The organism is Arthrobacter sp. BL-252-APC-1A, from assembly GCF_009696625.1.
Taxonomy (GTDB): Bacteria; Actinomycetota; Actinomycetes; order Actinomycetales; family Micrococcaceae; genus Arthrobacter_B.
Window position 1 is genome coordinate 472,255 of record NZ_VULS01000001.1, and the last position, 23,465, is coordinate 495,719.

The 23,465-nt window shown below is 63.1% G+C and carries 25 protein-coding genes and 1 pseudogene; 17 read left to right on the top strand and 9 right to left on the bottom strand.

Translation table 11 applies throughout. The features are described 5' to 3' along the window. Positions 1-174: 174 nt before the first annotated feature. Positions 175-903, top strand: a complete 729-nt coding sequence (locus tag FYJ28_RS02175; RefSeq protein ID WP_055241067.1) for a polyprenol monophosphomannose synthase — start codon at positions 175-177, stop codon at positions 901-903. A gap of 101 nt (positions 904-1,004) precedes the next feature. On the opposite strand, the gene FYJ28_RS02180 is transcribed toward FYJ28_RS02175, so the two are convergent. From FYJ28_RS02180 to FYJ28_RS02195, 4 genes are all read right to left on the bottom strand, one after another. Further along, the gene (locus tag FYJ28_RS02180) at positions 1,005-1,355 is read right to left on the bottom strand and encodes an RNA polymerase-binding protein RbpA (protein ID WP_055241066.1); all 351 of its coding nucleotides are present in this window, start codon (positions 1,353-1,355) and stop codon (positions 1,005-1,007) included. 207 nt (positions 1,356-1,562) lie between these two features. Continuing rightward, on the bottom strand, positions 1,563-2,564 hold the full coding sequence (locus tag FYJ28_RS02185; RefSeq protein ID WP_055241065.1) for an SPFH domain-containing protein: 1,002 nt from the start codon (positions 2,562-2,564) through the stop codon (positions 1,563-1,565). A 111-nt stretch (positions 2,565-2,675) separates the two neighbouring features. After that, positions 2,676-3,191, bottom strand: coding sequence for an NfeD family protein (locus FYJ28_RS02190; protein ID WP_442778563.1), 516 nt, complete (start codon positions 3,189-3,191; stop codon positions 2,676-2,678). A gap of 156 nt (positions 3,192-3,347) precedes the next feature. Beyond that, on the bottom strand, positions 3,348-4,202 hold the full coding sequence (locus FYJ28_RS02195) for a putative RNA methyltransferase (protein WP_154578106.1): 855 nt from the start codon (positions 4,200-4,202) through the stop codon (positions 3,348-3,350). Positions 4,203-4,285: 83 nt separating this feature from the next. On the opposite strand from FYJ28_RS02195, the gene FYJ28_RS02200 reads away from it, so the two are divergent. Then, positions 4,286-6,349 (top strand): S9 family peptidase, encoded by a 2,064-nt coding sequence (locus tag FYJ28_RS02200; protein ID WP_154578107.1) that lies wholly within the window; start codon positions 4,286-4,288, stop codon positions 6,347-6,349. A 34-nt stretch (positions 6,350-6,383) separates the two neighbouring features. Here FYJ28_RS02200 and FYJ28_RS02205 read toward each other — a convergent pair whose 3' ends face one another. Then, on the bottom strand, positions 6,384-6,965 hold the full coding sequence (locus tag FYJ28_RS02205) for a peptide deformylase (RefSeq protein WP_154578223.1): 582 nt from the start codon (positions 6,963-6,965) through the stop codon (positions 6,384-6,386). Between the two features lie 179 nt (positions 6,966-7,144). Then, the gene (locus FYJ28_RS02210) at positions 7,145-7,450 is read right to left on the bottom strand and encodes a DUF4193 domain-containing protein (RefSeq protein WP_055241061.1); all 306 of its coding nucleotides are present in this window, start codon (positions 7,448-7,450) and stop codon (positions 7,145-7,147) included. Between the two features lie 919 nt (positions 7,451-8,369). Between FYJ28_RS02210 and FYJ28_RS02215 the strand changes: the two genes are divergently transcribed. The 5 genes from FYJ28_RS02215 to FYJ28_RS02235 all read left to right on the top strand — a co-directional run bounded on the left by FYJ28_RS02215 (position 8,370) and on the right by FYJ28_RS02235 (position 12,822). Then, a complete protein-coding gene (locus FYJ28_RS02215) occupies positions 8,370-9,398 on the top strand; it encodes a tyrosine-type recombinase/integrase (protein WP_227896917.1) in 1,029 nt (342 codons plus the stop codon). Between the two features lie 10 nt (positions 9,399-9,408). After that, a complete protein-coding gene (locus tag FYJ28_RS02220; RefSeq protein ID WP_154578109.1) occupies positions 9,409-9,750 on the top strand; it encodes a helix-turn-helix domain-containing protein in 342 nt (113 codons plus the stop codon). A gap of 530 nt (positions 9,751-10,280) precedes the next feature. Then, positions 10,281-11,210, top strand: a complete 930-nt coding sequence (locus FYJ28_RS02225; RefSeq protein WP_154578110.1) for a hypothetical protein — start codon at positions 10,281-10,283, stop codon at positions 11,208-11,210. Between the two features lie 242 nt (positions 11,211-11,452). After that, positions 11,453-12,067, top strand: a complete 615-nt coding sequence (locus tag FYJ28_RS02230; protein ID WP_154578111.1) for a hypothetical protein — start codon at positions 11,453-11,455, stop codon at positions 12,065-12,067. Between the two features lie 188 nt (positions 12,068-12,255). After that, the gene (locus tag FYJ28_RS02235) at positions 12,256-12,822 is read left to right on the top strand and encodes a hypothetical protein (RefSeq protein ID WP_154578112.1); all 567 of its coding nucleotides are present in this window, start codon (positions 12,256-12,258) and stop codon (positions 12,820-12,822) included. Between the two features lie 104 nt (positions 12,823-12,926). On the opposite strand, the pseudogene FYJ28_RS02240 reads toward FYJ28_RS02235, so the two are convergent. Further along, a pseudogene (locus FYJ28_RS02240) lies at positions 12,927-13,534 on the bottom strand (SDR family oxidoreductase); the annotation flags it as partial. 341 nt (positions 13,535-13,875) lie between these two features. On the opposite strand from FYJ28_RS02240, the gene FYJ28_RS02245 reads away from it, so the two are divergent. After that, positions 13,876-14,667 (top strand): SDR family oxidoreductase, encoded by a 792-nt coding sequence (locus FYJ28_RS02245; protein ID WP_055241060.1) that lies wholly within the window; start codon positions 13,876-13,878, stop codon positions 14,665-14,667. Between the two features lie 67 nt (positions 14,668-14,734). Here the strand turns inward: FYJ28_RS02245 and FYJ28_RS02250 are convergent, their stop codons facing one another. Next, the gene (locus tag FYJ28_RS02250; protein WP_160317931.1) at positions 14,735-15,790 is read right to left on the bottom strand and encodes an alpha/beta hydrolase; all 1,056 of its coding nucleotides are present in this window, start codon (positions 15,788-15,790) and stop codon (positions 14,735-14,737) included. Positions 15,791-16,060: 270 nt separating this feature from the next. Here FYJ28_RS02250 and FYJ28_RS02255 point away from each other — a divergent pair, with 270 nt between their 5' ends. The 4 genes from FYJ28_RS02255 to FYJ28_RS02270 all read left to right on the top strand — a co-directional run bounded on the left by FYJ28_RS02255 (position 16,061) and on the right by FYJ28_RS02270 (position 18,873). Beyond that, positions 16,061-16,207 carry a hypothetical protein gene (locus FYJ28_RS02255; protein WP_154578113.1) on the top strand — a complete coding sequence of 49 codons (147 nt, stop codon included), beginning with the start codon at positions 16,061-16,063 and terminating at the stop codon, positions 16,205-16,207. Between the two features lie 202 nt (positions 16,208-16,409). Continuing rightward, the gene (locus FYJ28_RS02260) at positions 16,410-17,828 is read left to right on the top strand and encodes a glycosyltransferase family 2 protein (RefSeq protein WP_154578114.1); all 1,419 of its coding nucleotides are present in this window, start codon (positions 16,410-16,412) and stop codon (positions 17,826-17,828) included. Then, positions 17,825-18,433, top strand: a complete 609-nt coding sequence (locus FYJ28_RS02265) for a hypothetical protein (protein ID WP_154578115.1) — start codon at positions 17,825-17,827, stop codon at positions 18,431-18,433. The genes FYJ28_RS02260 and FYJ28_RS02265 overlap by 4 nt, the downstream gene beginning before the upstream one ends. A gap of 92 nt (positions 18,434-18,525) precedes the next feature. After that, on the top strand, positions 18,526-18,873 hold the full coding sequence (locus tag FYJ28_RS02270) for a UBP-type zinc finger domain-containing protein (RefSeq protein WP_154578116.1): 348 nt from the start codon (positions 18,526-18,528) through the stop codon (positions 18,871-18,873). A 5-nt stretch (positions 18,874-18,878) separates the two neighbouring features. Here FYJ28_RS02270 and FYJ28_RS02275 read toward each other — a convergent pair whose 3' ends face one another. Then, the gene (locus FYJ28_RS02275) at positions 18,879-19,940 is read right to left on the bottom strand and encodes a lysylphosphatidylglycerol synthase transmembrane domain-containing protein (protein WP_055241055.1); all 1,062 of its coding nucleotides are present in this window, start codon (positions 19,938-19,940) and stop codon (positions 18,879-18,881) included. 165 nt (positions 19,941-20,105) lie between these two features. On the opposite strand from FYJ28_RS02275, the gene FYJ28_RS02280 reads away from it, so the two are divergent. Genes FYJ28_RS02280 through FYJ28_RS02300 form a run of 5 tightly spaced genes read left to right on the top strand, consistent with a single transcriptional unit; the run spans position 20,106 to position 23,290 of the window. Then, a complete protein-coding gene (locus tag FYJ28_RS02280) occupies positions 20,106-21,251 on the top strand; it encodes an ABC transporter permease (RefSeq protein WP_154578117.1) in 1,146 nt (381 codons plus the stop codon). Next, positions 21,248-21,949 (top strand): ABC transporter ATP-binding protein, encoded by a 702-nt coding sequence (locus tag FYJ28_RS02285; protein ID WP_055241053.1) that lies wholly within the window; start codon positions 21,248-21,250, stop codon positions 21,947-21,949. Before FYJ28_RS02280 ends, FYJ28_RS02285 begins: the two co-directional genes overlap by 4 nt. Before the next feature lie 24 nt (positions 21,950-21,973). Continuing rightward, positions 21,974-22,576: a TetR/AcrR family transcriptional regulator gene (locus FYJ28_RS02290; protein WP_154578118.1), complete on the top strand. Its 603-nt coding sequence runs from the start codon at positions 21,974-21,976 to the stop codon at positions 22,574-22,576. Next, entirely contained in the window at positions 22,573-22,977 is a 405-nt protein-coding gene (locus tag FYJ28_RS02295; protein WP_154578119.1) for a DUF3054 domain-containing protein, read from the top strand. Before FYJ28_RS02290 ends, FYJ28_RS02295 begins: the two co-directional genes overlap by 4 nt. 31 nt (positions 22,978-23,008) lie before the next feature. Next, positions 23,009-23,290 carry an Lrp/AsnC family transcriptional regulator gene (locus FYJ28_RS02300; protein ID WP_055241050.1) on the top strand — a complete coding sequence of 94 codons (282 nt, stop codon included), beginning with the start codon at positions 23,009-23,011 and terminating at the stop codon, positions 23,288-23,290. The last annotated feature ends 175 nt before the right edge of the window (positions 23,291-23,465 follow it).

Sequence of the window (23,465 nt, forward strand, 5' to 3'; positions counted from 1 at the left end):
AGCCTCCGGAACTGGCCCGAAGACGGCGGAACCTGTCCCTTTGTGCGCCCGGCGCCGAAACCGCCCAAGGGCAGTACCTGGCGAAGCTCCCATATACTGGTAATCCTGCCTTCGTCCGCAGTACCCCCTCCGAGCCGCGATAAGCGCGGCTCGTGTTCGTTGAAAGGCCTTTGAGTGCGCGTTCTCACCATCATCCCCACATATAACGAGATCGAGTCGCTGCCCAAGACGCTGCAGCGGCTGCGCACCGCCGTCCCGGATTCGGACGTCCTGATTGCCGATGACAACAGTCCCGACGGCACCGGTGCCTATGCAGACCAGCAGGCGGCCCTGGACCCCAAGGTCCACGTCCTGCACCGCAAGGGCAAGGAAGGCCTGGGCGCAGCGTACATCGCAGGATTCCGGTGGGGCCTTGAAAACGGCTACGACGTCCTCGTGGAGATGGACGCCGACGGTTCACACAAGCCTGAGCAGCTCCCGCTGCTGCTGGAGGCTTCCGCCGCCGGAGCAGACCTCGTCATCGGTTCCCGCTGGGTCCCCGGAGGTTCAGTGGTGAACTGGCCCCTGCACCGCAAGCTGCTTTCCCGTGCAGGCAGCACCTACTCGCGGCTGATGCTTGGAATCCCGGTTCGGGACATCACAGCCGGATACCGCGCCTTCCGCCGCAGCACCCTCGAGAAGCTGGACCTCTCCGCGGTTGAGTCCGTGGGCTACGGCTTCCAGGTAGACATGACCTTCCGCGTGGCCCGTCTGGGGCTTCGGATAACCGAGGTGCCCATCACGTTCGTGGAGCGCGAGTTCGGGGCGTCGAAGATGAGCGGCAACATTGTCTTTGAAGCAATCGCCAACGTCACCAAGTGGGGCCTGTCTGCCCGCTGGGAGAAGCTCACCAAACGGGGTTAGACCCTGGCGGCTGCAGGCCCGATGATCCTGCAGCCGGATACAGCGAAGGCCGGCAGCCCGGGGGCTGCCGGCCTTCGCCGTATCAGTTCAATGCGCGGTATCTACTTGGAAGCCGTACGTTCCCCGCGGCGCTCACGAAGCTTATCCAGGCGGTCCTGGAGAATGACTTCGAGTTCTTCGATGCTGCGGCGCTCCAGCAGCATGTCCCAGTGCGTACGCACCGGCTTCTCATTGCTGGTGTCCGGCTTCTCACCGTCAACGAGCAGGGCTTCCTTGCCGGTCTTGGATACCCAGACCGGGGGAACCTCTGCCTCGGCAGCAAAGGTCACGAACACGCGTTCGCCGTCCTCGCAGCGGTACTCGACACGCTGGCGTGGAGCCGGCTCGACGCCGGATTCAGTCTCCATGCTCTGCGCACCCAGTCGCATACCCCGCAGGCTACGATCGCTCATTTTTTCTCCCTCATCAGTTCGAAAGACCCACCGGGTCCATCAGTAATGCCCGCTGCCCCAGCAGGGCAGCCGCTAAAGCTCATGCCGGCTGCGCACCGGACCTCATCCGTTTCAACGCGGCAGCCGCTAATCCTGTTCCCGGGAAACGCCAGCACCCCGGCAAACAGTCAATTATAGCGGCCGCCGCGCCGATCAGCGACCAGGGGACTAGGAAGCGGTGTCCCCGGTGCCCACCCGCAGCTCAGCGGGGGAGCCGGCTGCAGCAGGATTGGCCGCGCCGGCGGATCCGTTGCTCTCCGGCGATGCCGGAGCCGCCCCGGCCTTCAGGTCAGGGAGGTAGTCGCCCAGTGCCGATCCGACACCCCGCAGCGCCTCTCCAAGTTCGCTGGGGATGATCCAGAGCTTGTTCGAATCCCCCTCTGCCAGTTTCGGCAGCGTCTGCAGGTACTGGTAGGCCAGCAGCTTCTGGTCCGGGTTGCCCTTGTGAATGGCGTCAAAGACCTTCTGGATTGCCTGGGCTTCACCGTCAGCCCGCAGGATCGCCGCTTTGGCGTCGCCTTCAGCCGCAAGGATGGCTGCCTGCCGCCGGCCCTCAGCGGTGAGGATCTGGGACTGCTTGGTGCCCTCGGCGGTGAGGATGGTGGCGCGGCGTTCACGCTCGGCGCGCATCTGCTTTTCCATCGAATCCTGGATCGACAGGGGCGGCTCGATCGCCTTGAGCTCAACCCGGGAAACACGGATTCCCCAGCGTCCGGTAGCTTCGTCCAGGACTCCGCGGAGCTGGCCGTTAATCCGGTCGCGCGAAGTGAGCGCTTCTTCCAGGTTCAGTCCACCAACCACGTTGCGCAGCGTTGTGGTAGTCAGCTGTTCAACTGCGTGAATGTAGTTGGCGATTTCGTAGGTCGCTGCCCGGGCATCAGTGACCTGGAAGTACACAACGGTGTCGATTGACACAACCAGGCTGTCCTCGGTGATGACCTGCTGCGGCGGGAAAGACACAACCTGTTCGCGCAGGTCCAGCAGTGGAAGCAGACGATCCACGAAAGGGATCAGGATGTTCAGGCCCGGATTAAGCGTCCGAAGGTACTTGCCCAGGCGTTCGACGACGCCGGCACGGGCCTGCGGAATGATCCGGATGGATTTGACGAGGATGACCAGGACAAAAATGACCAGGACAGCCAGGATGACTAGCAGGACGGTGGTTTCCATATTCCCCCTTGCATTGCGGCCGGAATGCAAGTCGCAGTCCAGCCTGGTTCTCACCCCGCACTGCGGAGCTTTACGGGGGTCCCGGACCGTGGCCGGGAACCCGTTGTGGATCTAGTGGCGTCCGGGACGGCCGCCGTCGGAACCCCGGTCCTCTGAGTCGATCCCGCCGGAGCGCAGCGGCTCAACCACCGCCGTCGCACCCTCGATGCGGGTCACGGCAACCTGCTCACCGGCCGGCAGCAGCGATCCGTCTCCGGAGCGGGCAGTCCAGGTGTCACCGCCGATTTTCACGGTGCCTGTGCGGGAACCGACGGGCTCAAGCGTGATGGCGGCTTCGCCGATGAGCCGCTCAATGTTTGAGCGCTGCTCTTTGGTGCCCGTCTTCAGGTGTTTGAGGGCTGCCGGACGGACCAGAACGATCATCAGCAGTGCAACAACGCAGAAGACCACGACCTGGAGGAAGAGCGGTGCCGAGAGCACAGCCGCGAGCATGGCCGCCAGGGCGCCCACCGAGAGCATCGCGAAGAACAGGTCAAGGGTCAGGGTCTCGATGGCTGCGAACCCCAGGAAGAGCACCAGCCAGAGGACCCAGCCGTATGCTACGAGCCAGTCGTACAGTTCCTGCATGGTCTTTCCCTCCGGCTCCGTTTATACCGGTGCCGGTAACGTGAGCCGTCCGGCGCCGGGCGGATAGGGTAGTTGCGGACTTTTGGCTTATTCTGCCTGATAAACCGCCGTTTACCTAGGCGCATCCGACAGCAGGCGAGCCGCTGCCGGGGCAGATCAGCCGGCTGCCGCCTCCGCTGCCCGGAACTGCTGGACCGCAAAGGAGGCCGTCACGGCCAGGGGGAAGTCAACGCCGTCGAGCGTTTTAGACAGCTCAAGGGAATCCACATGGTGTGCCGAGGGGCCCATCATGACTGCGTTTTGCACATCTGCGCGGTCCAGCTCCATGCGGTACTGGACGTGTTCCGTCCGGCCCGGCGCAAACGAGGGGCCGAGGGACCTGGCTACCCGCATTTCCTTCTCGTCCGCGATGTCCAGCATTCCCGTGAGGGCACGGATTTGCTGCAGGTGCTCCGGCATGGGCGTGACCACCAGCAGCATCCCGCCGGGAGCCAGTACCCGGCGGAACTCGTTCGGGTTCCGGGGCGCGAAGACATTCAGCAGTATGTCTGCGGCACCGTCCGCCAGCGGCAGCGTCCGCCAGACGTCCCATACCAGGGCATAGCCTCCCGGCAGTGCACGGGCGGCCCGCCGCAGGGCGAACTTTGAAATGTCCAGGGCCACGGATTCCGATGCATCCACCGTTTTCCGGACTTCGTTCAGGTAGTAGCCCGTGCCTGCTCCGGCATCTAGCAGGACAGGGCGCTCCGCAGCCTCGGCTGCCAGTAAGCCAAGGCGCCGTGCCAGGGGAGCATAGTGGCCGGCAGCCAGGAAGTCGCAGCGGGCCTGCACCATTTGAGCCGTATCAGCCTGGAACTTGGTGCCGGCTCCGGTGAGCAGGTTGAAGTATCCCTGCCGCGCGGCGTCGAATCGGTGCCCGGCGGGGCAGCTGAGCCGGCTGCGCGCCTCGTCCGGCAGAAGCTCGCCCCCGCAGTTGGGGCAGGCGAGGAGGCGGCGTTTTCCGGTGGGCATACCTCAATCTTAGGCTCCGCCCACCCGGGCCGACGCAGCGGCATGGGCAGGAGGACCAAAGGGTGCTTGCTAGGCTCAGTTTTATGAAACCCAGTGATTTGGATCTCCTGAACTCCGTCTCCGAACCGGCCCTGAGCCCGGATGGAACCCGCGCCGTCGTCTCCGTGCAGCGCCCCGACTTCGCAGCCGATGCCTATGTTGGGCAGCTGTGGAGCGTAGCACTGGACGGCTCAGCCCCGCGCCGGCTGACCCGGGGATTCAGTGACTCCAGCCCCCAGTTTTCCCCGGACGGATCAACACTCGCCTTCCTGCGCTCTGCGCCCGGCGGCCGGCCGCAGCTTTACGCCGTCAGCGCCGACGGCGGCGAACCGGTACAGCTCACCGACCGCCATCTGGGCGTTTCCTGGTTCCGGTTCTCCCCGGACTCTTCCCGGATTGTCTTCTCCTCCCGGGAGCCGGAGAAGGGCCGCTACGGTACGCTCGACGGCGTTTCCGGCGGCGCAGAGGATCCCCGTCTCGTTACGACCCTGAACTACCGGATGAACGGCGCCGGGTACACCCGGGACAAGTTTGTACAGGCCTTCATCCTGACGCTTCCTGACCTCGCTGCTGAGCCCTTCGTCACTCCGGTGGGGAGGGCCGCGGAAGGCGCAGAAAAGAAGTCCGGCGGCCTGCCTGAGTCCGTCAAGCTGACCAGTTGGGAGGCCGACGTCCAAAACCCGGTGTTCAGCGCCGATGGCTCTTCTGTCCTCTTCACCGCGGCCCTGCATGAGGACGCGGACACGGACCTGGTCACCGACGTTTACGAACTGCGCGCCGATGGAACGGGGGAGCCGCACCGGCTGACCAACCTCGCCGGCAGCCGCCTCACCGCGTCCTCACCCCTTCAGAGCAGCGACGGCAGGTGGCTCTACTACCTGGGGCAGGATCTCTCCGAAACCGGCCTGGACTTCGTGGCACGCAATACCGCCCTCTTTGCAGCGCCGATGGCCGACCCGTCCGCTGCCGTACGGCTGACCGAACCCGAGACCACCGACCTGGCCGGGGGCGGGATCGTGCCCGCAGACGGAACCGATGTCCTGGTGTTCAACCTGGACAGGGGAGGCTGCGAGCTGCTGCGCGCCGGCCACTCCGGCGAAGTGCGTGCCCTTGTGTCCGGGCCGCGCGTTGTTACCGGTGCTGCCTGTGCATCCGGCACCGTTGTGGTTACCTTCACCGATCCGCAGACCGCCGGTGATGTGGCTGTGGTTGATCCTTCCGCGCCGGATTCCCTGCGTGTCCTGACCGACTTCTCAGCCGGGTTCAGGGAACAGGCGGGTGTGCTGGACCTGCACGAGGAAACCCATCCGTCAGCGGACGGATATCCGGTCCATGGCTGGGTTGTCCTGCCCGAAGGCGAAGGTCCGCATCCGGTGCTGCTGAACATTCACGGCGGCCCGTTCTCCCAGTACGGGTGGGGCCTTTTCGATGAGGCTCAGGCCTACGCCTCAGCCGGGTACGCGGTGCTGATGTGCAATCCACGCGGCTCCTCGGGTTATGGGCAGGAACACGGGCGGGCCATCAAGGAAGCCATGGGAACACTGGATCTCCAGGACGTCCTCGGTTTTCTGGAGGGCGCGCTTGAAGCCCATCCGGAACTCGATGCCGGCCGTCTCGGTGTCATGGGCGGTTCCTACGGCGGCTACCTGACTGCCTGGACAATCTCCCAGGATCATCGCTTTACTGCAGCAATCGTCGAGCGCGGCTTCCTGGATCCGCTGTCCTTCATCGGTTCCTCAGATATCGGCTGGTTCTTCTCGGCTGCCTACACCGGTTCCGATCCCGGCCATGTCCTGTCCCAGAGCCCGTTTGCCCAGGTGGACAAGGTTCGGACTCCCGCCATGGTTATCCATTCCGAGGAGGATCTGCGCTGCCCGGTGGAGCAGGCCCAGCGGTACTACACGGCGCTCAAGCTCCAGGGCGTACCTACCGAGATGCTGCTTTTCCCGGGGGAGAACCACGAACTGTCCAGGGCAGGTACGCCCTGGCACCGCCGCCAGCGCTTCGAGCACATCCTCCGCTGGTGGGCCAGGTGGCTCCCGACCAAGGCGAACCCGGGCGATGAGTCTGCCGGGGCGGGAAGCGAGCCGGCAGCCGCGCGGGCCTAGGCTACCGGGATGGAAGGGCCCGGTGCGTCCTGGGCTAGAACCCCAGGACGCGCCGGGCTTCGTCGATTTCCGGCGCCGCCCAGCGGATGTACTCAGCGTTGGAAGTGAGTGAACGGGTCATGACCTTGTCCACATAGACGACGCCGTTGAGATGGTCGGTTTCGTGCTGGACGATCCGTGCCGGCCAGCCGGAGAAAGTGCGCTGCTGCACGTTCCCCAGCTCGTCGTCGTAATCCAGCCGCACGGAATGGTGCCGTTCCACCACGCCCTGATAACCCTCGAAGGACAGACATCCCTCGTAGAAGGCGGCAGTCCTGCCGTCCAGGGGTTCGTAGCGCGGATTGATGATGGTGAAGAAATCCAGCGGCGTGCGTTCCCGGACCTCAGCAGCTTCCGGATCCGGGGCGTAGGCGTCTTCCAGTACAGCCAGCCGCAGCGGTATTCCGATCTGGGGTGCTGCGAGTCCGACGCCGGGGGCATGGTGCATGACGCGGCGCATCAAGGCGGTCAGTGCCTTGAGCTCCTCAGGGTCCAGCTGTCCGTCGAAGGGGACAGCAGGCCGGCGGAGCACCGGGTGCCCCAGCTGGACTATGGGTACCAGCTCCTCCTCGAGCATCGGCAGGACCAGGGAACGTATGGCAGCAGGAGACTCTGCTGCACCGGATTCGTAGATCACGGCTCCATTTTAGGGTCCCGCGGAACCCTGGCCGACAGCGCAGCCCTTCCGGAACGCAGAAGCTGCCCGTATCAGGTGCGATACGGGCAGCTTCAGTCGTCTTTGTGCGGGGGAGAGTCTTAACCCTCGCAGTCCACGCAGTACTTGTCGCCGTTCTTCTTCTCCAGGGCGATCTGGGAGCGGTGGCGGACCAGGAAGCAGGACATGCAGGTGAATTCGTCTGCCTGTGCCGGGACAACCTTGATCAGCAGTTCTTCACCGGAGAGGTCCGCGCCGGGGAGGTCGAACCCGTCGATGGCGTCAGATTCCTCGACGTCGATAACTGCCGTCATCGCTCCGCCGCGCTGCTGGGCCTTCAGCCCCTCCAAAGAGTCCGTGGGCTGGTCTTCTTCTTTGACGCGGGGTGCATCGTAATCGGTAGCCATGTGTAGTGCTTTTCTCCTGAAATCGTGGGGGGTTCGAGCGTAGATCATATAGCCGAAGCCGTCTAACACACCAAACGGCTTCTGAATAGGTCCAACTGTGAAAAAAATAGATAACCCTGATGATCTGCTCCGGCACCGGGAGACCACCCAGGCCGCAGGACATCACGCATCCAGGGAAGCAAGCCCTCGTCCATCAAGGGCCAACAGCCGCCTTTCAGCGGAATCTCCAGCATCTTTGCAGGTCAACGCCACCTACAACGAAGCACCCCGCCGATTTGTTCCCGCCGAACAGACAGGCGTTATGTAAACCTGTCCACGGCCGCGCAGCTGGCTGCGGGGGAGATTATGTCAACCCAAGAACGCGGACGCGAACACGGCGAACATGAGCAAAAACACGTGAGGTACCTCGTGCGAAATCCTGGCCTGCGCAGCACGGATCGCTTTGCGGCGCGCCAAAAGCATTTGACCGGATCAGGCCCGGCACAACCGCGGCCGCGTTACGGAGAGGATCGGCACTTGGCCCAAGGGTTGGTACAAACGCCCGGGGGGACTCCTTTCAGGCCCCTGCCTCGTTCGCCGATAATCTACATTATGTCAACTAGAAGACGGCACATTCCCGGAAAGTGCGAATAGGCCGGTCCGCTGACACCTGCCCCGTTTGGCGCGTGAATCCGGGGAACAAGGCGTAATGACAGCCCGAAGAAGAACGCTGGATGATTCTTCATCGACGCGGGCGGCCTGCCCAAACCGGTGTCTGACTAGGCGTTTTAGTACGACGATTGACCAAGTTCGCATAATATGCGAAAGTTTCGCACATGACGCAGAGACGAACATGACGGGTTTACCGCCCGGGGTTGTCCCCCTTCAGCTGGCCCAGGGCCTGCCCGTACTCCATCCCGAGGAACTTGTGTGGGTGGAGATGCTCAATGGATGGTGCAACCAGCAGCTAGGCCGCAACCTGTCCTTCACGACAATCGACCAGCGAATCGCGAACATCGAACGGTTCAGGCGGTTCACGGAAAAGTACCCGTGGCACTGGGAGGTGACAGACATGGATGACTTCTCCCTGGAACTTCGCGGGGTCCGCGGTGTTAGCCACTCGACGATGCTCAACTATCAAGGATCGGTCCGGCTCTTCATGGAGTATGTGACTGATTCAAGTTACGGCTGGGCTGAAGAGTGCCTGAAGCGGTTCGGAACCCATCCTGCGCAAATAGCCTTCGAATGGAACACGGCAAGGCATCGCGAAGACTCTATGGGCGGTCCGAAGAAGCGCCCCTACACCCGGGAAGAATTGCAGGTCCTCTTCGACTGCGCGGACAACCATGTCGTGGCTGCCCAGCGGTCCGGCCACAAAGGCTGGGCGGCCTGGTTCAGGCTCGCAACGATGATGAAAACTGCCTACGCATGGGGACTGAGACGCAATGAGGTCCGGCAACTGGAGCTGGCGGACTTCGGGCGCAACCCGGCCGCCAAAAGCTTCCGGGGTTTCGGGATGGTTTACGTGCGCCATGGGAAAGCCAAGGCCGGATCGCCGCCCAAGCACCGAACGGTCGTCACCGTGCCCCAAGCCGATTGGGCAGTCGACTGTCTCCGGGACTGGATCGATGACATCCGGCCCCGAATCGGCTCAGCGCAGACCAACGACTACGTATTCCCATCCGAGCGCAACGGAGCGATGACGGCTGATGCCCTCAGCCGGGCATTCACCGTCATCCGGAGAGAAGCAGGCCTTGGCGACGGCCTGGACTTCCACTCACTGCGCCGCTCCTACGTCACACACCTTATCGAGGACGGATACGACGCGTTCTTCGTGCAGCAACAGGTCGGGCATGAACATGGTTCCACCACGTCGATCTACACTGGCGTATCCCCCGATTACCGGAACCGTGTGGTGCAGCAAGCCTTCAACCAAATGGCTGCCGAACTAGGCCAGACAGCGGAATGAGAGGCAGAGAATGAATCGGCGTATCGAACACAAATGGCGGCTCCGGGAGATCATGGCAGCCAGAGGCCTGAACAACATTTCAGACCTGCTCCCCTTGCTCACCGACCGCGGCATCACCTTGTCGGACTCACAGATATACCGGCTGGTAGGGCAGAAGCCGGAACGTATGTCATTGGCGCTGCTGGGTGCGATTACCGACGCCCTGGAATGCTCCGTCGAGGATCTCTGCCACTTCGAAGCGGTATCATCCAAGAGCCGGCTTCGACGGACCGTTGGCAGCACGGCCGAGCCCATATCGCTGAATGAAACCATCCGGCCACGGCGTGCCCGGATCCGCCCCACCGACCGATGAACAGCAGTCCCCGGACCTGCGCCCGCTGCACCCGCACAGGTGTGAAGTTTGCCGTCACGTGGCCGGAAGGCAGCATCTGCCGGCGCTGTCATCAGCGGATCACTCGCATCCACGGGGTCTGCCCCGGCTGCGGGGAACAGCGGCTCCTGCCCGGCCTCTCCCCTTCCGGGGAGACTGTTTGCGTGGATTGCGCCCAAATTCCGGCAAACTTCCACTGCACCAGGTGTGGAGTTGAGGATGAGCCGGTCCGGACGGGTCTCTGCGCGCGTTGCTGCCTGAAAGATGACCTCGGAGATCTGCTGCGCGATGAGCACGGCGGCATCGCTGAGCATATGCTCCCGCTTTATCGGGCACTAACAACACAAGCGAACGCGCGCAGTGCCAGGGTCTGGATGATTACCAATAAGCCGGCGAATGAGCTGCTGCGCGCCCTGGGGACCGGCTCAGCCTCCCTCACACACGAAACATTTACTCAGCACCCGACACCGGGAAAAGTTCAGCATCTGCGCAAACTGATGATGAGTTAGGAAATGATCGAGGAACGCAACGGGCGCATCGAACGGTTTGAAATCTGGCTCGACCAGAAGTTGCTGAAAGTCCCCTCCCCGAAGCGCAAGCGGCTAATCGCGCAATTCGCGAGGTTCGTCCACTTGAACCGGATGCGCCATCTGGCCAGCCACAACAGCCTCAAGGAAGGCACCCTGCTGAGTGCTCGTCAGTCCACCTCGACGGCCATCGAGTTCCTCGAGTTCTTGGACGGGCGCGGAAAGGACCCTGGTGAATGCACCCAGGAGGACATCAACGATTGGCTGGCGGGAGGGCCAACAACCCGAAGCCTCGCCCGCACGTTCGCCAGATGGGCCATGGGAGCCCGGCACATCCCTAAACTCGACTTCCCGTACCGCGTAGCCAAGACGCTTCCCCGACTTAGCCAAGACCGTCGTCTGGAGTTGATTCGCCGTGCTCTAGACGATGATGAACTTGACTCCGGCGACCGCGCTGCATGCCTACTCATGCTCCTCTTCGGCCAGCCCCTCACGCGAGTCGCCGCCATGAAGATGGAGCAGTTTTTGCACTCCGACGACGGTGGTTTGCAGGTCATTTTCGGCGAGGACCCGATCGAAGTCCCAGTCGTTTTCAGCCCAGTCTTCAAGGACTACCTCGCCAACCGGCCAAATACGAATACCGCCTCCAACCCAGGCTCGCCCTGGTGCTTTCCCGGATTCAGCCCGGGCGAGCACATTAGCGCGAACCGCCTCATGATTCGATTGCGTGAGGTGGGAATCGATTTGCAGGGAGCAAAGAATGCAACCCTCCAGGAACTTGTCCTGTTGATACCGCCGGCCATTGCAGCCGATGCCTTGGGCTACAGCTATCAGGTGATGGACATCCACGAACAACGCGCTGGTGCCCGCTGGAAGGCGTACCCCGAACTTGTGAGATCCCAAAGCAAGGACTAATCAGGGATGGCGGCCCCAGCCACCCTGACACGCGCCGGAACCGAAGAATCGGCCCGAAGTGGTAGGAATTGGCCGGTTAGGCAAATGCCGGGTTACCAGTAGGCCAGTACCACTTAGCCCCTATCCGGAGGAGTTTCCGACACGGCCTTTTTAAGGCCGAGCATTGACTATTTACTCATAAGTGACGCTTACGTAGACTCTGCCGCACCTGCCGACTTTGGCAGCCATACCTAGGGGGATACATGGTAGTTACCGCAATTCGTCGCGCCTTCACGGCGGCCGCAGCATCTGCATTCCTGGTTGTCGGAGTAGGACTTGCTCCAGCAGTCGCCAAGGACTCTCAATTGACTCAGCCATTGGAAACCACTGTCGACATGGAATTTATCGGTTTCGATGCAAAGGTGGCCAAACAAAATGGCTACGATATTCGGACCGATGAAAGGGGTGTAAAGTACTCGATTCCAGACACCGAGCCCCAGGGCTCAATGAATGGTGCGTTCTACCTGCCAAAGGATGCTCCGGCGTCAGGCGAGGTGAGCATTATGGGTACTGTCGATGGCAATTGCGGGACGGCCACCCTCACCGGCGCCGGTAAGAGCTTTTTCACTGCATACGCCATAAAGCCGTGGTTCGGTGCGGCGTTCAAACACACTTGGCGAGTTGCCGTGTCATCATCGTCGGGTTATCAGGTCTACAACCTTGACGGGTTCGCACCTCTAATTGGCAACTGGTCCACCAGCCGCTCCATCTCGTTCGCCGGCAAACCCTACAACGGGTGGGTCTCCACCGGCACCGTGACCACCCGGATTGGTGCTGTCTGCGGTTCGATGACGCCCGGGGACCTCTGGTACTCGTAAAGACGGCACAGAGGCCCCGATTGGAGAGGACATTTCCGATCGGGGCCTCTGGCTTGAAGCGAACCATTTACTGAAGGCAAGCCGAATGCGATGCTGGGCACCATCGACCAGTCTCGGTCCGTCCGACAAAGGAAGGAGTCGCTATGCGGGGAATAAGGCATAAACGGGGGACTGTTTGGCCAGAGGATATGGCCATCCGGATTGACGACCACGCGCAGAATCTGAAGATGCTGCTCTTCATCCGGCAGGCCTGGATGATCGCCCAGGACATCGAGATCCCGGAACTCAGCCCTGTGCCTTCGATAGGTGCATCTAAGATCCCGGAGTCCGCACGCCGCGAGGTGTGGGACGAACGCTGGAAGCAGGAATGGGGCCGCAGCTGGGCCTGGTTCAATGTGAGCAGGGTTCAAGATGCGCCACTCTCACAGGAAGAGATGCAGAATCTCTCCAGTCCTGGGCAGGGGCTGCACCCGATTGTGCCACCGTTCTGGCCAGTCGAATACGGCGAAGACGGGTTAGACCTGGTGGCCTTCAGCGCCTGGGACAGACAGACAATGCCGGACTTCCCTTCCAGCTCCGAACAAGATAGCCTTCCGGCGCTGGTCAAGGCATGGCAAGACGGGCTTACGACAATCATCGTGCTCCCCTATTTGGGGTACTTCGCTCAGCGTCTAAACGACAGCCACCTAGTCGTCTCAGCTGAGACAAGGAATGACCCGGAGCTCTACACTCGTGCGCTCCAAACTCGCCGCTGATGCCGAGTAATGCGCAGCCACCAGAGAGTATCGGGCTACTTGTACGGGCCCGGCACCCCGCGCCGGCCGCAAGTCCCGGCGCGGGCAGGAGAGCGCGGCTGCCGCTAGTGCCCCATGCTGCCGTCGCCGTCGACGGGGATGACAGCTCCGGAGCTGTAAGGGGCTTCATCGGAGGATAGCCAGCGGATCACCCGGGCGACCTCTTCCGGCTCAGCAAAGCGTCCCGCCGGGATTCCTTCGAGATAGTGGGCCTGCATCTCGTCGGAGACTTCGTTGAACATGTCGGTCTTCACGAAGCCGGGCATGATGACGTTCGCAGTGATCCCCCTGGACCCCAGCTCCCGCGTCAGGGACCGTGCGATGCCGATGAGCCCGGCCTTGGACGCTGAGTAGTTGATCTGGCCGGCGGCGCCGTAGATAGCGGACACGGATGAGACCAGGACGATGCGCCCGCTGCGCTTTTCATCATGCCCTTGGACGCGCGCTTCACGGCACGGAAAGCGCCGGTGAGGTTGGTGTCGACGACGGAGGTGAAGTCCGCCTCGCAAATGCGCAGGAGCAGCTTGTCGTTGGCGATTCCGGCGTTGGCCACCAGGACGTCCACGGGGCCATGGGCTGCTTCGACTTCCTTGAAGGCTTCGTCGATGCTTTCTGAGTCCGTGACATCAGCCCGGACGGCCAGGATGCCTTCGGGCAGGTCGGCGTCGGACCGCCGGCCATTGCAGCCGATGCCTTGGGCTACAGCTATCAGGTGATGGACATCCACGAACAACGCGCTGGTGCCCGCTGGAAGGCGTACCCCGAACTTGTGAGATCCCAAAGCAAGGACTAATCAGGGATGGCGGCCCCAGCCACCCTGACACGCGCCGGAACCGAAGAATCGGCCCGAAGTGGTAGGAATTGGCCGGTTAGGCACATGCCGGGTTACCAGTAGCGTTTCGGAAGGGGTCCCCCGGCGGCACATTCACACGGCAGATTTCCATTCTGCCCCGGCAGGGACGCAAGCGCTCCGCAGCCGCTATACCACGCGGAAACCGGGAGTAGTCTCGAAGTATGACTACACGTACTTATATCGTCACCGGGTCCGCCTCCGGCATTGGCGCAGCCACTGCGCAGCTGCTGAAAGAACGGGGCAACACCGTCATTGGTGTTGACCTGCGCAACGCCGAGGTAGAAGCCGACCTCAGCACCCCCGAGGGACGCCAGATCGCCGTTGACCGCGCCGTGGAGCTTGCCGGCGGCACCATAGATGCCGTCATTGCCTGCGCCGGCATTTCTGCCCCGGTTCCGCTGACGGTCTCCGTCAATTTCTTCGGAGTCACCGAGTTCCTTGACCGCCTCGCCCCGGTACTGGCACGCAGCGAGGCCCCGCGCGCCGTCGTAGTCAGTTCCATGGCCTCGCTGCAGCCCAACTCCCCCGAGCTGGTCGATGCCATGCTGGCCGGAGACGAGGCCCTGGCCCGCCAGATCGGACAGAAGCTTGCCGACCAGGGTCCGCAGATCGGATACCTGAACTACCCGTCCTCCAAACGTGCCCTCAGCCGTTGGGTCCGCCGCGCTTCGGTCAGCGATCTCTACGCAGGCAACGGCATCCCGTTGAACGCCGTTGCACCGGGCACCGTGCTGACCGCAATGACCAAGGAGCTCCTGGCCACGCCCGAGGGCGTCAAGATGGTCGACGAAAACGTGCCGATGCCGCTAAACGGCCACTCTGAGCCCGTTGTCATCGCCCGGCTCCTTGCCTGGCTTGCCAGCGAAGAGAACTCCCACCTCGCCGGCCAGACCATCTACTGCGACGGCGGCGCAGACGCCACCCTGCGCGGCGACGACATCTGGCAGTCCTAGCCCACAGCGAAATGCCGGTCCGCACCCTTCATTGGGGTGGACCGGCATTTCTATGCCGCGCCGGTCGCTAAGCCGTAGCTTGGAAGTCGGAGCGGACCGGAACCGTTTTTTCCCCGGTCACCGTATCCAGGAAATTGAGCGTCTCCGCCAGTGCCATCCGCGCTTCCCGCAGCTGAAGCTTGAACTGGTATTCATGTCCCAGGGCAGGCTTGTGGTCCTTGGGCCAGAACCTGCGGACCACCGGGACGCCCAGTTGCTCGAGCCTGTCAGCCAGCGGCTTGGACTGCTGCTCGGTGAGGTAGTCGCCGTTGCCGCCGGATATGAATGACGGCGGGAACTTGGCGCTGACGTGGTCGACGATCGACATATGCTCCGCTGCGGGAGTGGACGCCCAGTCCTTGCTGCCGGTGTAAGCCCAGAGCGCGGTCCGGAAGCCCCAGCCCAGCGGACCGGTTAGCTTCGACATGGTCTTCAGATCGTATACACCACAGAACAGGAGCATCCCGCGAAGATGTTCCGGTGCTGCGGCCGGGGTTACCCCGGTCCGGCCGGCGTAGTCAGGGTCCGTGATGATCAGTGCCAGCTGCGCGGCCAGCTGGGCCCCGGCAGAATCACCGGCCAGGACAATCCGGTCCGGATCAAGGCCGTACTCCCCCGCATGTTCCCGCAGGTATCCGAGCGCCTGGTTCAGCTCGATCACGGCCTGGGGGTAACTGGCTTCGGGAGAAATTGAATATCCGGCCCCGGCTACCGCGTAGCCCTGGCCGGACAGGATTTCCAGGTATGGAGCAACGTTCTCCTTGGAGCCGGATATCCACGCACCTCCGTGCACCCAGACAACCACGGGATGGGGACCGTCACCGGTGTCCATGGGCAGGAAGAGGTCCATGGACTGGCGGCCGCTGCGGCCCAGGTACGGAAGCGAGCGGTGCGCCCTGACTCCCCCGGACGGCACATGCTTTCGAAGCGTGCGCAGCTGGACCTTGCCGCCGCTTGAAAACACTCCGCGGATAAACAGTGCCGAGGGTCTTGGATCTTTATGGATAGCTGTTGCGGCCAGTGTTCCGGCTGCGGCTACGGCTCCAGCCATGAACCCTGCTGCCGCCAGGGGCAGAATCTTCATTTTTTCAGGGTAGGACGCTGCCCTGAATGCATCCCGGCGCGATTCCGCTTCACCCCGGGGCACGCCGGCGGCCGCAGTGTGCGACTTCACCGGCGGTTGTGCCCGGCACGACATTGAGCGCAGGCACCGGCGCAGTAAGGGTGTTCCTTTCCCCACGCCCGCCCGTAGCGAAGATCATGGCTCTCCGGTTGGAAACAGGCCGCCGGGAGAACGCACACTAAAAACTAGTGCAGGCATCGCCGGAGATCCTGCCGAAAGGGGTACGTCGCAATGCGCAAAATAAACGCCGGCCGCAACTGGCTTATGCACCAGGTGCCCGACGGGCTGCTGGGCAAAGCCGCCCGGCTGACCAAACCGGTTCAGGGAGCCCTCATGCTTCTGCTGGCCGCAGCTGCAGTCCTGGCCCAGCTGCTCTGACGCTGCCCTGTCATCCAGGTAACCGGGCATCCTGCACGCGCTGAGCCCAACTGCCCCGACTGGACACCCGTACTCCGAGTCAACATTTCTGGACTGAGTCCAAATTTGAGCAATTCCTGCGGGAAACTTTCGATTACTCGAGTATTTCCGCTGTAAAAATGGCGACTGCAAGCGGTGCTACAGACGCCTAGAGGAAGGCTCCATGCTCACGGATCAGGAACTGCCCAACGCCGGCTACTTGAAAGTGGTCCAGCGGAAGACAGCAGAGAAATCATCGGACCGGGCAACCATTGCCTGCGTCATTCCGGCCTACAACGAAGAGGACACCATAGTCGATGTCCTCAACGCACTCCTGAAGCAGACACGGCTGCCGGACGTCATCCATGTGGTCATCAATAACACCGATGACGAGACGTTCTACCTTGCCAGGGAGTTCGCCGGGCCCCACGAACACACGTACCAGGACCTCACCTTCCAGACCGAGGTTTTTGTCCACGACATCGGCGTCAATACGGACAAGAAGGTCGGCGCCCTCAATTACGGCTTCAGCCAGGTCTGCGACGACTACGACTACTTCCTCGGAGTGGACGGGGACACAATCCTGGATAAGCACGCCGTAGAGCACCTTGAGAAAGAGATCCTCAGCGATCCCCGGGTCGGCGGCGTCTCGGCGATCTACACGGTCGCCGAGCCGAAGAAGGGCATGATCGCCAAATACCTCACAACCGGGCAGCGGGCGCAGTTCGCCGCCTTCAATATGGACAATCTGCTGCGGGGCCGGAACATGGCGGTCCTGGGCGGCCAGTGCTCCATCCTGTCGATGGATGCCCTGAAGAACGTCATGGTGGACAACCGCCAGGCCACGCCGTGGGTCAAGGACTCAGAGGTTGAGGATTCGCTGCTCTCACTGCAGATCAAAAGCATCGGCTACGCCACCAAGATTTCAGCCCGGGCCCGTGCCTCAGTGGGAGGCATGGAGACCCTGCGGGCACTGGACGGCCAGCAGGTGAAATGGAACTACGGGGCAATCGACCTGATGTGGCCGGGACAGCGGAGCAATACACCGGGCCAGCCGCTGCACCCGAACCTGCGGCTGCGCTGGAGCGAGAACGTCTCCATGCTGTTCAATATCGTCACCCGAATGGGTTTCATCCTGCTGCTCGCCGCCTCGCTCAGCATAGGTGCGTACGTCTTCTACTGGTTCTGGCTCATCCCGCCGCTGGTTGCCGTGCTCCTTAATTTCCGCATCGCTCTGTCCCTCAAGGACCGGAGCGCACGGGATATCGCCTTCGCCTTACTCGCGGTCCCGGCTGAGCTCTACCTTTGGCTGCGAATCGGTCATTTTGTCCGCGCCTGGGCCAAGTTCTTCTCCAAGCAGCAAACCGACAACTGGGCCGCACAGGCCCGGGCGGAGCGGGGCGCAGGCTACGGTTTCCTGATGCCCGCCCTGGTTGCCCTGGTCATCATCGCGGGCCTGACCTTCGCGTGGCTCAACCTTCCCGGTGGCGTGCAGTCCGCCGTGCTGGCCATCGGCTGGCCGATCCTGTACATCACCACGCTTGTCCAGACGCTCTTCATGCTGCGCAAGGCACTGCGCCGGCACCGGGGGTTCAAGGTATGACGGGCGTAAACCGCCGGGCATCCAGGGCAGGACGGATCATGGGCATTGCGGCCGCCGCGGTACTGGTACCGGGACTGCAGGCGTGCTCAGTCCCCGGGTTCCCAGGCAGCAGAGACTCCTCGGAAAGCCGTGCAGAAACCCGGGAACCGGGACCCGCGGCAGAAAACGAACTGGCGGAGGGTTCCACCAGCCACCGCCTCGGGGCGGCCTCGCACACTCTCGTGCTGGACTACTGGACCAACGAGGACCCGGCCGGCTGGACACCTGAATCCTCGCCGATCATCAACGTGAGCGTGAAGATCGACGGCGCGCCGGGTCCGGGAGCCGTCCGGGTCACCCGTTTCAATGCCCGGGTGGACGCCCTCGGCATGGAGCTCACAAATGACCAGGGAAGCTTCGCACTTGAACCGCCGTATGCCTACACATCCGGCTTTGCGCTCCCTGCCAACCCCTCGGCCGCAAGCACTACGGTTCTGTTCACCATCGACCTGCTGACCGAAACGGAACCGGGAAGCGGGGTGTTTACCCGGCAGACGGTCCTGGACACACTCACCGTTGGCTACTCAGGCGAGGCGCCCGGCGCCGGGACCGAGCCCGAGGGGTAAGGCGGCCCCCGTCGTTTTCCCGTAACCGCTTCTGGGCGCGGCCGGGAGTCGCTACTGTGGGGGACTCCAGCCGTGCGTCAGAGGAGGCCGCCATGGAATCCGTACCAGGCATCAATCCCGCTGTTCCGCCCACGGGGCCCGGCTGCGTGGAGTGCACTGAGGCCGAAGGGTGGTGGTTCCACCTGAGGCGCTGCGCTGAGTGCGGCCATATTGGCTGCTGCGACACATCACCGGGCCAGCACGCCACGGCCCACGAACAGGCCACCGGGCATCCGGTTATCCGCAGTTATGAACCGGGTGAAGACTGGTTTTACAGCTATCCGCAGGATTCCGCAGTCACCGGACCGCAGCTGGCCCCGCCCCAAGCGCATCCGGCAGACCAGCCCGTGCCTGGGCCGGCCGGGCGCGTCCCGCCGGACTGGATGAGCCACCTGCACTAGGACCGTCACGCACCGCCCTTTTTGAGACGCCCACCGGGTTGCGTACTGCCGCGCAGCACGCCAAAGCGCAGCGACAGCCAGGCCAGCCCGCCGACTGGTATCGGCAGCCAGAAGTTGAGGATCCGCCAGGACAGGACCGCCAGGACAGCCGCATCGTTGGGTGCGCCGAATCCGGCCAGAGTGGGCACGAGGACTCCTTCGACCAGTCCCACTCCCCCGGGAGTCAGCGGCGCCAGGGCCACCAGATTCGCCAGGGAATAGGCAATGAGCAGCTCGCCGGGCCCCAGGGCGTGGCCAAAAGCTGCCAGGAACGTCCACAGACAGGCGGCATCGAAGCCCCAGTAACAGACCGAGAGGACCAGCGCCCGGACCAGGCGGCGCGGATCGCTGCGGAACATGGCGGTTTCAGCTGCCATGGTCCGCACGAAGCGTTCTGCCGAATCGGGCTTGATGATCCGGACCAGCCGCGCTGTTCTGCGTGCCACCCGAACGGCCGCGTCCAGATGACGGTCCAGCACCGAGAGCACACCGAGGCTCAGGGTCAGGAGCACCAGCACTATGATCCCCGCCGTGACGAAGTACCGGTTGGTCCGCACCTCACCAAGCGCGGTGAGCACTCCAACCCCGAACAGGACCCCGAGTACCAGGTTGGCTCCGACAACCTGGACCATCGCTGCGCTCAGCGCATTCTGGGGCCGCACGCCCGACCGGGTCAGGAGCTCGTACCGCAGTGCGGCGGAGGTCGTCCCACCCCCGGGTACAACGTGGTTGACGGCTAGGTCGCTCAAGTCGATGCGAAGCAGGGTGAAGTACCGGGGCTTCACCGACCCCGGAAGCACTACGGAAGTCAGTGCGCTGTAACAGCAAAGCGACAAAGCCTCCAAGGCCACCGCCGCCACCAGCAGTACCACCGGCAGGCGCTGCAGGGCACTGATGACGTTCTCCGAGCCGAGGATCTGCGGCAGCACCGCATATTCGAACACCAGGAGCATGATGACGGCGACGCTGATCCACCGCACCGCCCGGGAATGCCGCAGGCGGTGCCATGCTTCCCGCACCCTGGTCACGTCTCAAGCACAGCAGAGGCACATGCCTCTCCGATAGCCAACGGGGTTCTTCGGGCCGCATAATGCCCCGCCTGTTTGGCAGCGTGAGATCATAGTGACATGATGTTGGTATGTTCCTGACTAAGCGTCAGCAACTTACATACCCAAACAACCAAGGGGTTTCACATGTTCCTAGCGCTGCGCGAACTGCGTTTCGCTCGGGCCCGGTTCGGATTAATGGGCGGCGTCATCGCCCTCATTGCCGTTCTGATGGTCCTTCTCTCCGGCCTGTCATCCGGGCTCGTAAATGACGGGGTGTCCGGCCTTAAGTCCATGCCGGCATCGGCCATTGCCTTCAACGAAGGCACCAAAACCGACAATGCCTTCTCCCGCAGCATCGTTGATCCTTCCCAGGCCGAAGCCTGGAGCACCCAGGAGGGTGTAGAGGAAGTCACCATGCTGGGTTCCACGATCGTCAACGGCGTCACCGAAGACGGCACCCAGGTTGACCTGTCCCTCTTCGGCATCGACACCGGCTCTTTCCTCGCCCCGGCTGTGGGTGACGGACGGGCCATCCAGGCCGTCAACGAAATCGTTGTCTCCCCCACCGCGGAAGATGCCGGGATCGAACTCGGTTCCGTAATCACACTGGACCGCCTCGACGTTGAACTCACCGTTGTCGGCTACACCGACAGCCAGGCCACCTTCGGCCACGTCGATATGGCCTACCTGCCGCTGGAAACCTGGCAGTACATTGCAAGCGGACAGTCCCAGCCCGGCGCACCGGCCGAGGCCGACATTGCCGCCCTGGACTTCGACACCGCCAGCGCCCTCGCCATCAAGGCTGAAGACGGCGCAGAGCTGGACTTCGCTGCAGGTGACGCCGCCGCAGGGACCGTCACCTCCACCCTCAAAGACTCCTTCGACGCTTCCCCCGGCTACACCGCCGAGACGATGACACTGGAAATGATCCAGGTTTTCCTCTACGCAATCTGCGCGCTGGTTGTCGGAGCGTTCTTCACCGTGTGGACGATCCAGCGCAAGCACGAGCTGGCAGTACTCCGCGCCGTCGGAGCCTCCACCGGCTACCTGCTGCGCGACGGCATTTTCCAGGCCGTCGTAATCCTGGTCCTGTCCACCGCCGTCGGCGTCGCCGCAGGCCTTGGCATGGGAGCATGGCTCTCCGGCAGCGCCATGCCGTTCGCACTTGAGGCGGGCCCCATCACCACCGCAACGGCTGTGACAATCATCATGGGCATCCTCGGTGCTGCAATAGCCATCGTCCGAATTTCCCGGGTTGATCCCCTGGCTGCCCTAGGAGGACAGCGATGAGCACACAGACTCACACCTCCGGCGCAAAGGTCAGCACCCGCGGCCTGCGCATCGAAAACGCCAACATGGCTCTGGGCGACGGCGAAAGCACCGTCCAGGCCCTGGACAACGTATCCCTGGCCGTCGAGCCGGGCGAGCTCGTCGCCGTCGTCGGCCCCTCAGGAGCGGGCAAGTCCTCGCTGCTCGCAGTAGCCGGTGCGCTGGCCACTCCGGACAGCGGGCTGGTAAGCGTGAACGGCACGGACATCTCCACCCTCAGCAAGGCTGCCAAGGCCCGGTTCCGGCTGGAGAACATCGGTTTTGTATTCCAGTCCGGCAACCTCATCCCTGCCCTCACGGCTTCCGAGCAGCTGGAGCTGATTCACCGGATGGCAAAGATGAAGGGGAAGTTCAACGCCAAGCAGCTGCTCGACGCCGTGGGCATGGGCCACAAGCTCGACAGCCGCCCCGACCAGCTCTCCGGCGGAGAACGCCAGCGCGTAGGCATCGCCCGCGCACTGGTCTCCAAGCCCACGGTGCTCCTGGTGGATGAGCCCACGGCTGCCCTGGACCGCAAGCGGAGCCAGGACGTAGTGGAGCTTCTCGCCCGGGAAACCCATGAGTTCGGGGTTGCTACTGTTATGGTTACCCACGACCATGACGTCCTCCATCACTGCGACCGGGTCGTAGAGATGGTCGACGGCCGGCTCGCAAGCTAGATACTGCACGAACAGGAGGGCTCTTTGCCCCGCATTACCGCGCCGACGGTGGCTGAACACCGTGCCGCACAGCAAAGGGCCCTCCTGGACGCCGCAAGGACGCTCCTGGCCCGTACCGGCGAAGCGCCAAGCATGGCTGAGGTAGCAGCCCTCGCAGGGCTCGCACGGCCCAGCGCCTACCAGTACTACAAGTCCCGCACCGACCTGCTGAATGCACTGGTAATGGACGTCTTTCCACGCTGGGCACAGCGCGTAGAGGACGCCATGAGCGCCGAAACGGAGCCGGCCGACCGGATCCTTGCGTATGTCCTTACGAATATCGCCCTGGTTGCCGAGGGCGAACATGCCGTTGGCAGCGCCCTGGCATCCGTGGCACCCAGCGAGGAACTCGACGCCCAGAGCGCCCGCATGCACCAGGCGATCCTGGACCCGCTGGTAGGAGCCCTGAAGGATCTCGGCACCGAAGACCCGCACAGCACTGCCGAACTCATCAATGCCATCGTGCACACCGGAACCCGCCTCCTGGAGTCCGGCAAGGACCTGCAGCAGGTCGGACGACTTGTCCGCGAACTCCTTGTGCCTTACATCCGCGAACACGGCGGCGGCACTGCCGGAGCCAGCCAATGAACCGCGGAACCCGGCTCTGGCCCGTCCAGCTGGCCGCCGACGTCGTACTCATCATCGTTTTTGTGGCACTGGGCCGGGACACCCATGCCCACGGCGTGGATCCCGCCGGTGTCCTGATCACCGCATCCCCCTTCATTGCTGCTGCGCTGGCTGCCTGGGCACTGCTGCGCCTGTGGCGCCGTCCGGCATCCCTCTGGCCGCACGGGGTTCTCCTGTGGGTAATCACAGCCGGAGGCGGCCTGGCGGTGCGGGCGCTGGCCGGCGGCGGTACAGCGTTCAGCTTCCAGCTGGTCACCTTTGGTGTCCTCGGAGCTTTCCTGCTGCTTCCCCGCCTCACGGCATCACTTGCCACGCGCGGGCGCGCACGCCACGATTCCACTAGGCTCATAAACAGGGCCTGACACAGGTGCCCAGCAGAAGGAAAGGCAAGCCATGATCACCGCTTTCGTACTCATCCAGACCGACTCGGCCCGGATTCCGGAGTGCGCGGAGGAAATCTCCGAGATTGAAGGCATCAGCGAGGTCTACTCGGTCACCGGAGAGTGGGACCTGATTGCGGTCGCCCGCGTCCGCCGCCACGAGGATCTGGCCGACGCGATTGCCAACCGGCTCTCGAAGGTCCCGGGTGTGATCGGCACCACCACTCAGATTGCCTTCCGGGCTTACTCAAAACATGACCTCGACGCCGCGTTCTCACTGGGTTTCGACGGATAGTTAGGCCCCTAAAACACCGATTTTTCCTAGCAGAAGGGCGCCGAAGACAACGTTCGGGTAACGAATTTTCCCCGTAATCCACGTCATTTCGGCCCCTAACGAGCCCACGCGAAGGGGAGGCGGACCAACCGGTCAGCCTCCCCTTTTTCGTTTAATTCTTAGTGCATATGGCCGG

Excerpts from the sequence above, each read along its gene's own strand:
- FYJ28_RS02205 (WP_154578223.1), bottom strand. The coding sequence starts at position 6,965 with ATGCTCGAGGAGGAGCTGGTACCCATAGTCCAGCTGGGGCACCCGGTG.
- FYJ28_RS02230 (WP_154578111.1), top strand. The coding sequence starts at position 11,453 with ATGGTAGTTACCGCAATTCGTCGCGCCTTCACGGCGGCCGCAGCATCT.
- FYJ28_RS02200 (WP_154578107.1), top strand. The coding sequence starts at position 4,286 with ATGAAACCCAGTGATTTGGATCTCCTGAACTCCGTCTCCGAACCGGCC.
- FYJ28_RS02250 (WP_160317931.1), bottom strand. The coding sequence starts at position 15,790 with ATGAAGATTCTGCCCCTGGCGGCAGCAGGGTTCATGGCTGGAGCCGTA.
- FYJ28_RS02195 (WP_154578106.1), bottom strand. The coding sequence starts at position 4,202 with ATGCCCACCGGAAAACGCCGCCTCCTCGCCTGCCCCAACTGCGGGGGC.
- FYJ28_RS02270 (WP_154578116.1), top strand. The coding sequence starts at position 18,526 with ATGGAATCCGTACCAGGCATCAATCCCGCTGTTCCGCCCACGGGGCCC.
- FYJ28_RS02180 (WP_055241066.1), bottom strand. The coding sequence starts at position 1,355 with ATGAGCGATCGTAGCCTGCGGGGTATGCGACTGGGTGCGCAGAGCATG.
- FYJ28_RS02295 (WP_154578119.1), top strand. The coding sequence starts at position 22,573 with ATGAACCGCGGAACCCGGCTCTGGCCCGTCCAGCTGGCCGCCGACGTC.
- FYJ28_RS02215 (WP_227896917.1), top strand. The coding sequence starts at position 8,370 with ATGCTCAATGGATGGTGCAACCAGCAGCTAGGCCGCAACCTGTCCTTC.
- FYJ28_RS02220 (WP_154578109.1), top strand. The coding sequence starts at position 9,409 with ATGAATCGGCGTATCGAACACAAATGGCGGCTCCGGGAGATCATGGCA.
- FYJ28_RS02265 (WP_154578115.1), top strand. The coding sequence starts at position 17,825 with ATGACGGGCGTAAACCGCCGGGCATCCAGGGCAGGACGGATCATGGGC.
- FYJ28_RS02260 (WP_154578114.1), top strand. The coding sequence starts at position 16,410 with ATGCTCACGGATCAGGAACTGCCCAACGCCGGCTACTTGAAAGTGGTC.
- FYJ28_RS02300 (WP_055241050.1), top strand. The coding sequence starts at position 23,009 with ATGATCACCGCTTTCGTACTCATCCAGACCGACTCGGCCCGGATTCCG.
- FYJ28_RS02225 (WP_154578110.1), top strand. The coding sequence starts at position 10,281 with ATGATCGAGGAACGCAACGGGCGCATCGAACGGTTTGAAATCTGGCTC.
- FYJ28_RS02255 (WP_154578113.1), top strand. The coding sequence starts at position 16,061 with ATGCGCAAAATAAACGCCGGCCGCAACTGGCTTATGCACCAGGTGCCC.
- FYJ28_RS02245 (WP_055241060.1), top strand. The coding sequence starts at position 13,876 with ATGACTACACGTACTTATATCGTCACCGGGTCCGCCTCCGGCATTGGC.
- FYJ28_RS02210 (WP_055241061.1), bottom strand. The coding sequence starts at position 7,450 with ATGGCTACCGATTACGATGCACCCCGCGTCAAAGAAGAAGACCAGCCC.
- FYJ28_RS02235 (WP_154578112.1), top strand. The coding sequence starts at position 12,256 with ATGGCCATCCGGATTGACGACCACGCGCAGAATCTGAAGATGCTGCTC.
- FYJ28_RS02185 (WP_055241065.1), bottom strand. The coding sequence starts at position 2,564 with ATGGAAACCACCGTCCTGCTAGTCATCCTGGCTGTCCTGGTCATTTTT.
- FYJ28_RS02285 (WP_055241053.1), top strand. The coding sequence starts at position 21,248 with ATGAGCACACAGACTCACACCTCCGGCGCAAAGGTCAGCACCCGCGGC.
- FYJ28_RS02280 (WP_154578117.1), top strand. The coding sequence starts at position 20,106 with ATGTTCCTAGCGCTGCGCGAACTGCGTTTCGCTCGGGCCCGGTTCGGA.
- FYJ28_RS02190 (WP_442778563.1), bottom strand. The coding sequence starts at position 3,191 with ATGCAGGAACTGTACGACTGGCTCGTAGCATACGGCTGGGTCCTCTGG.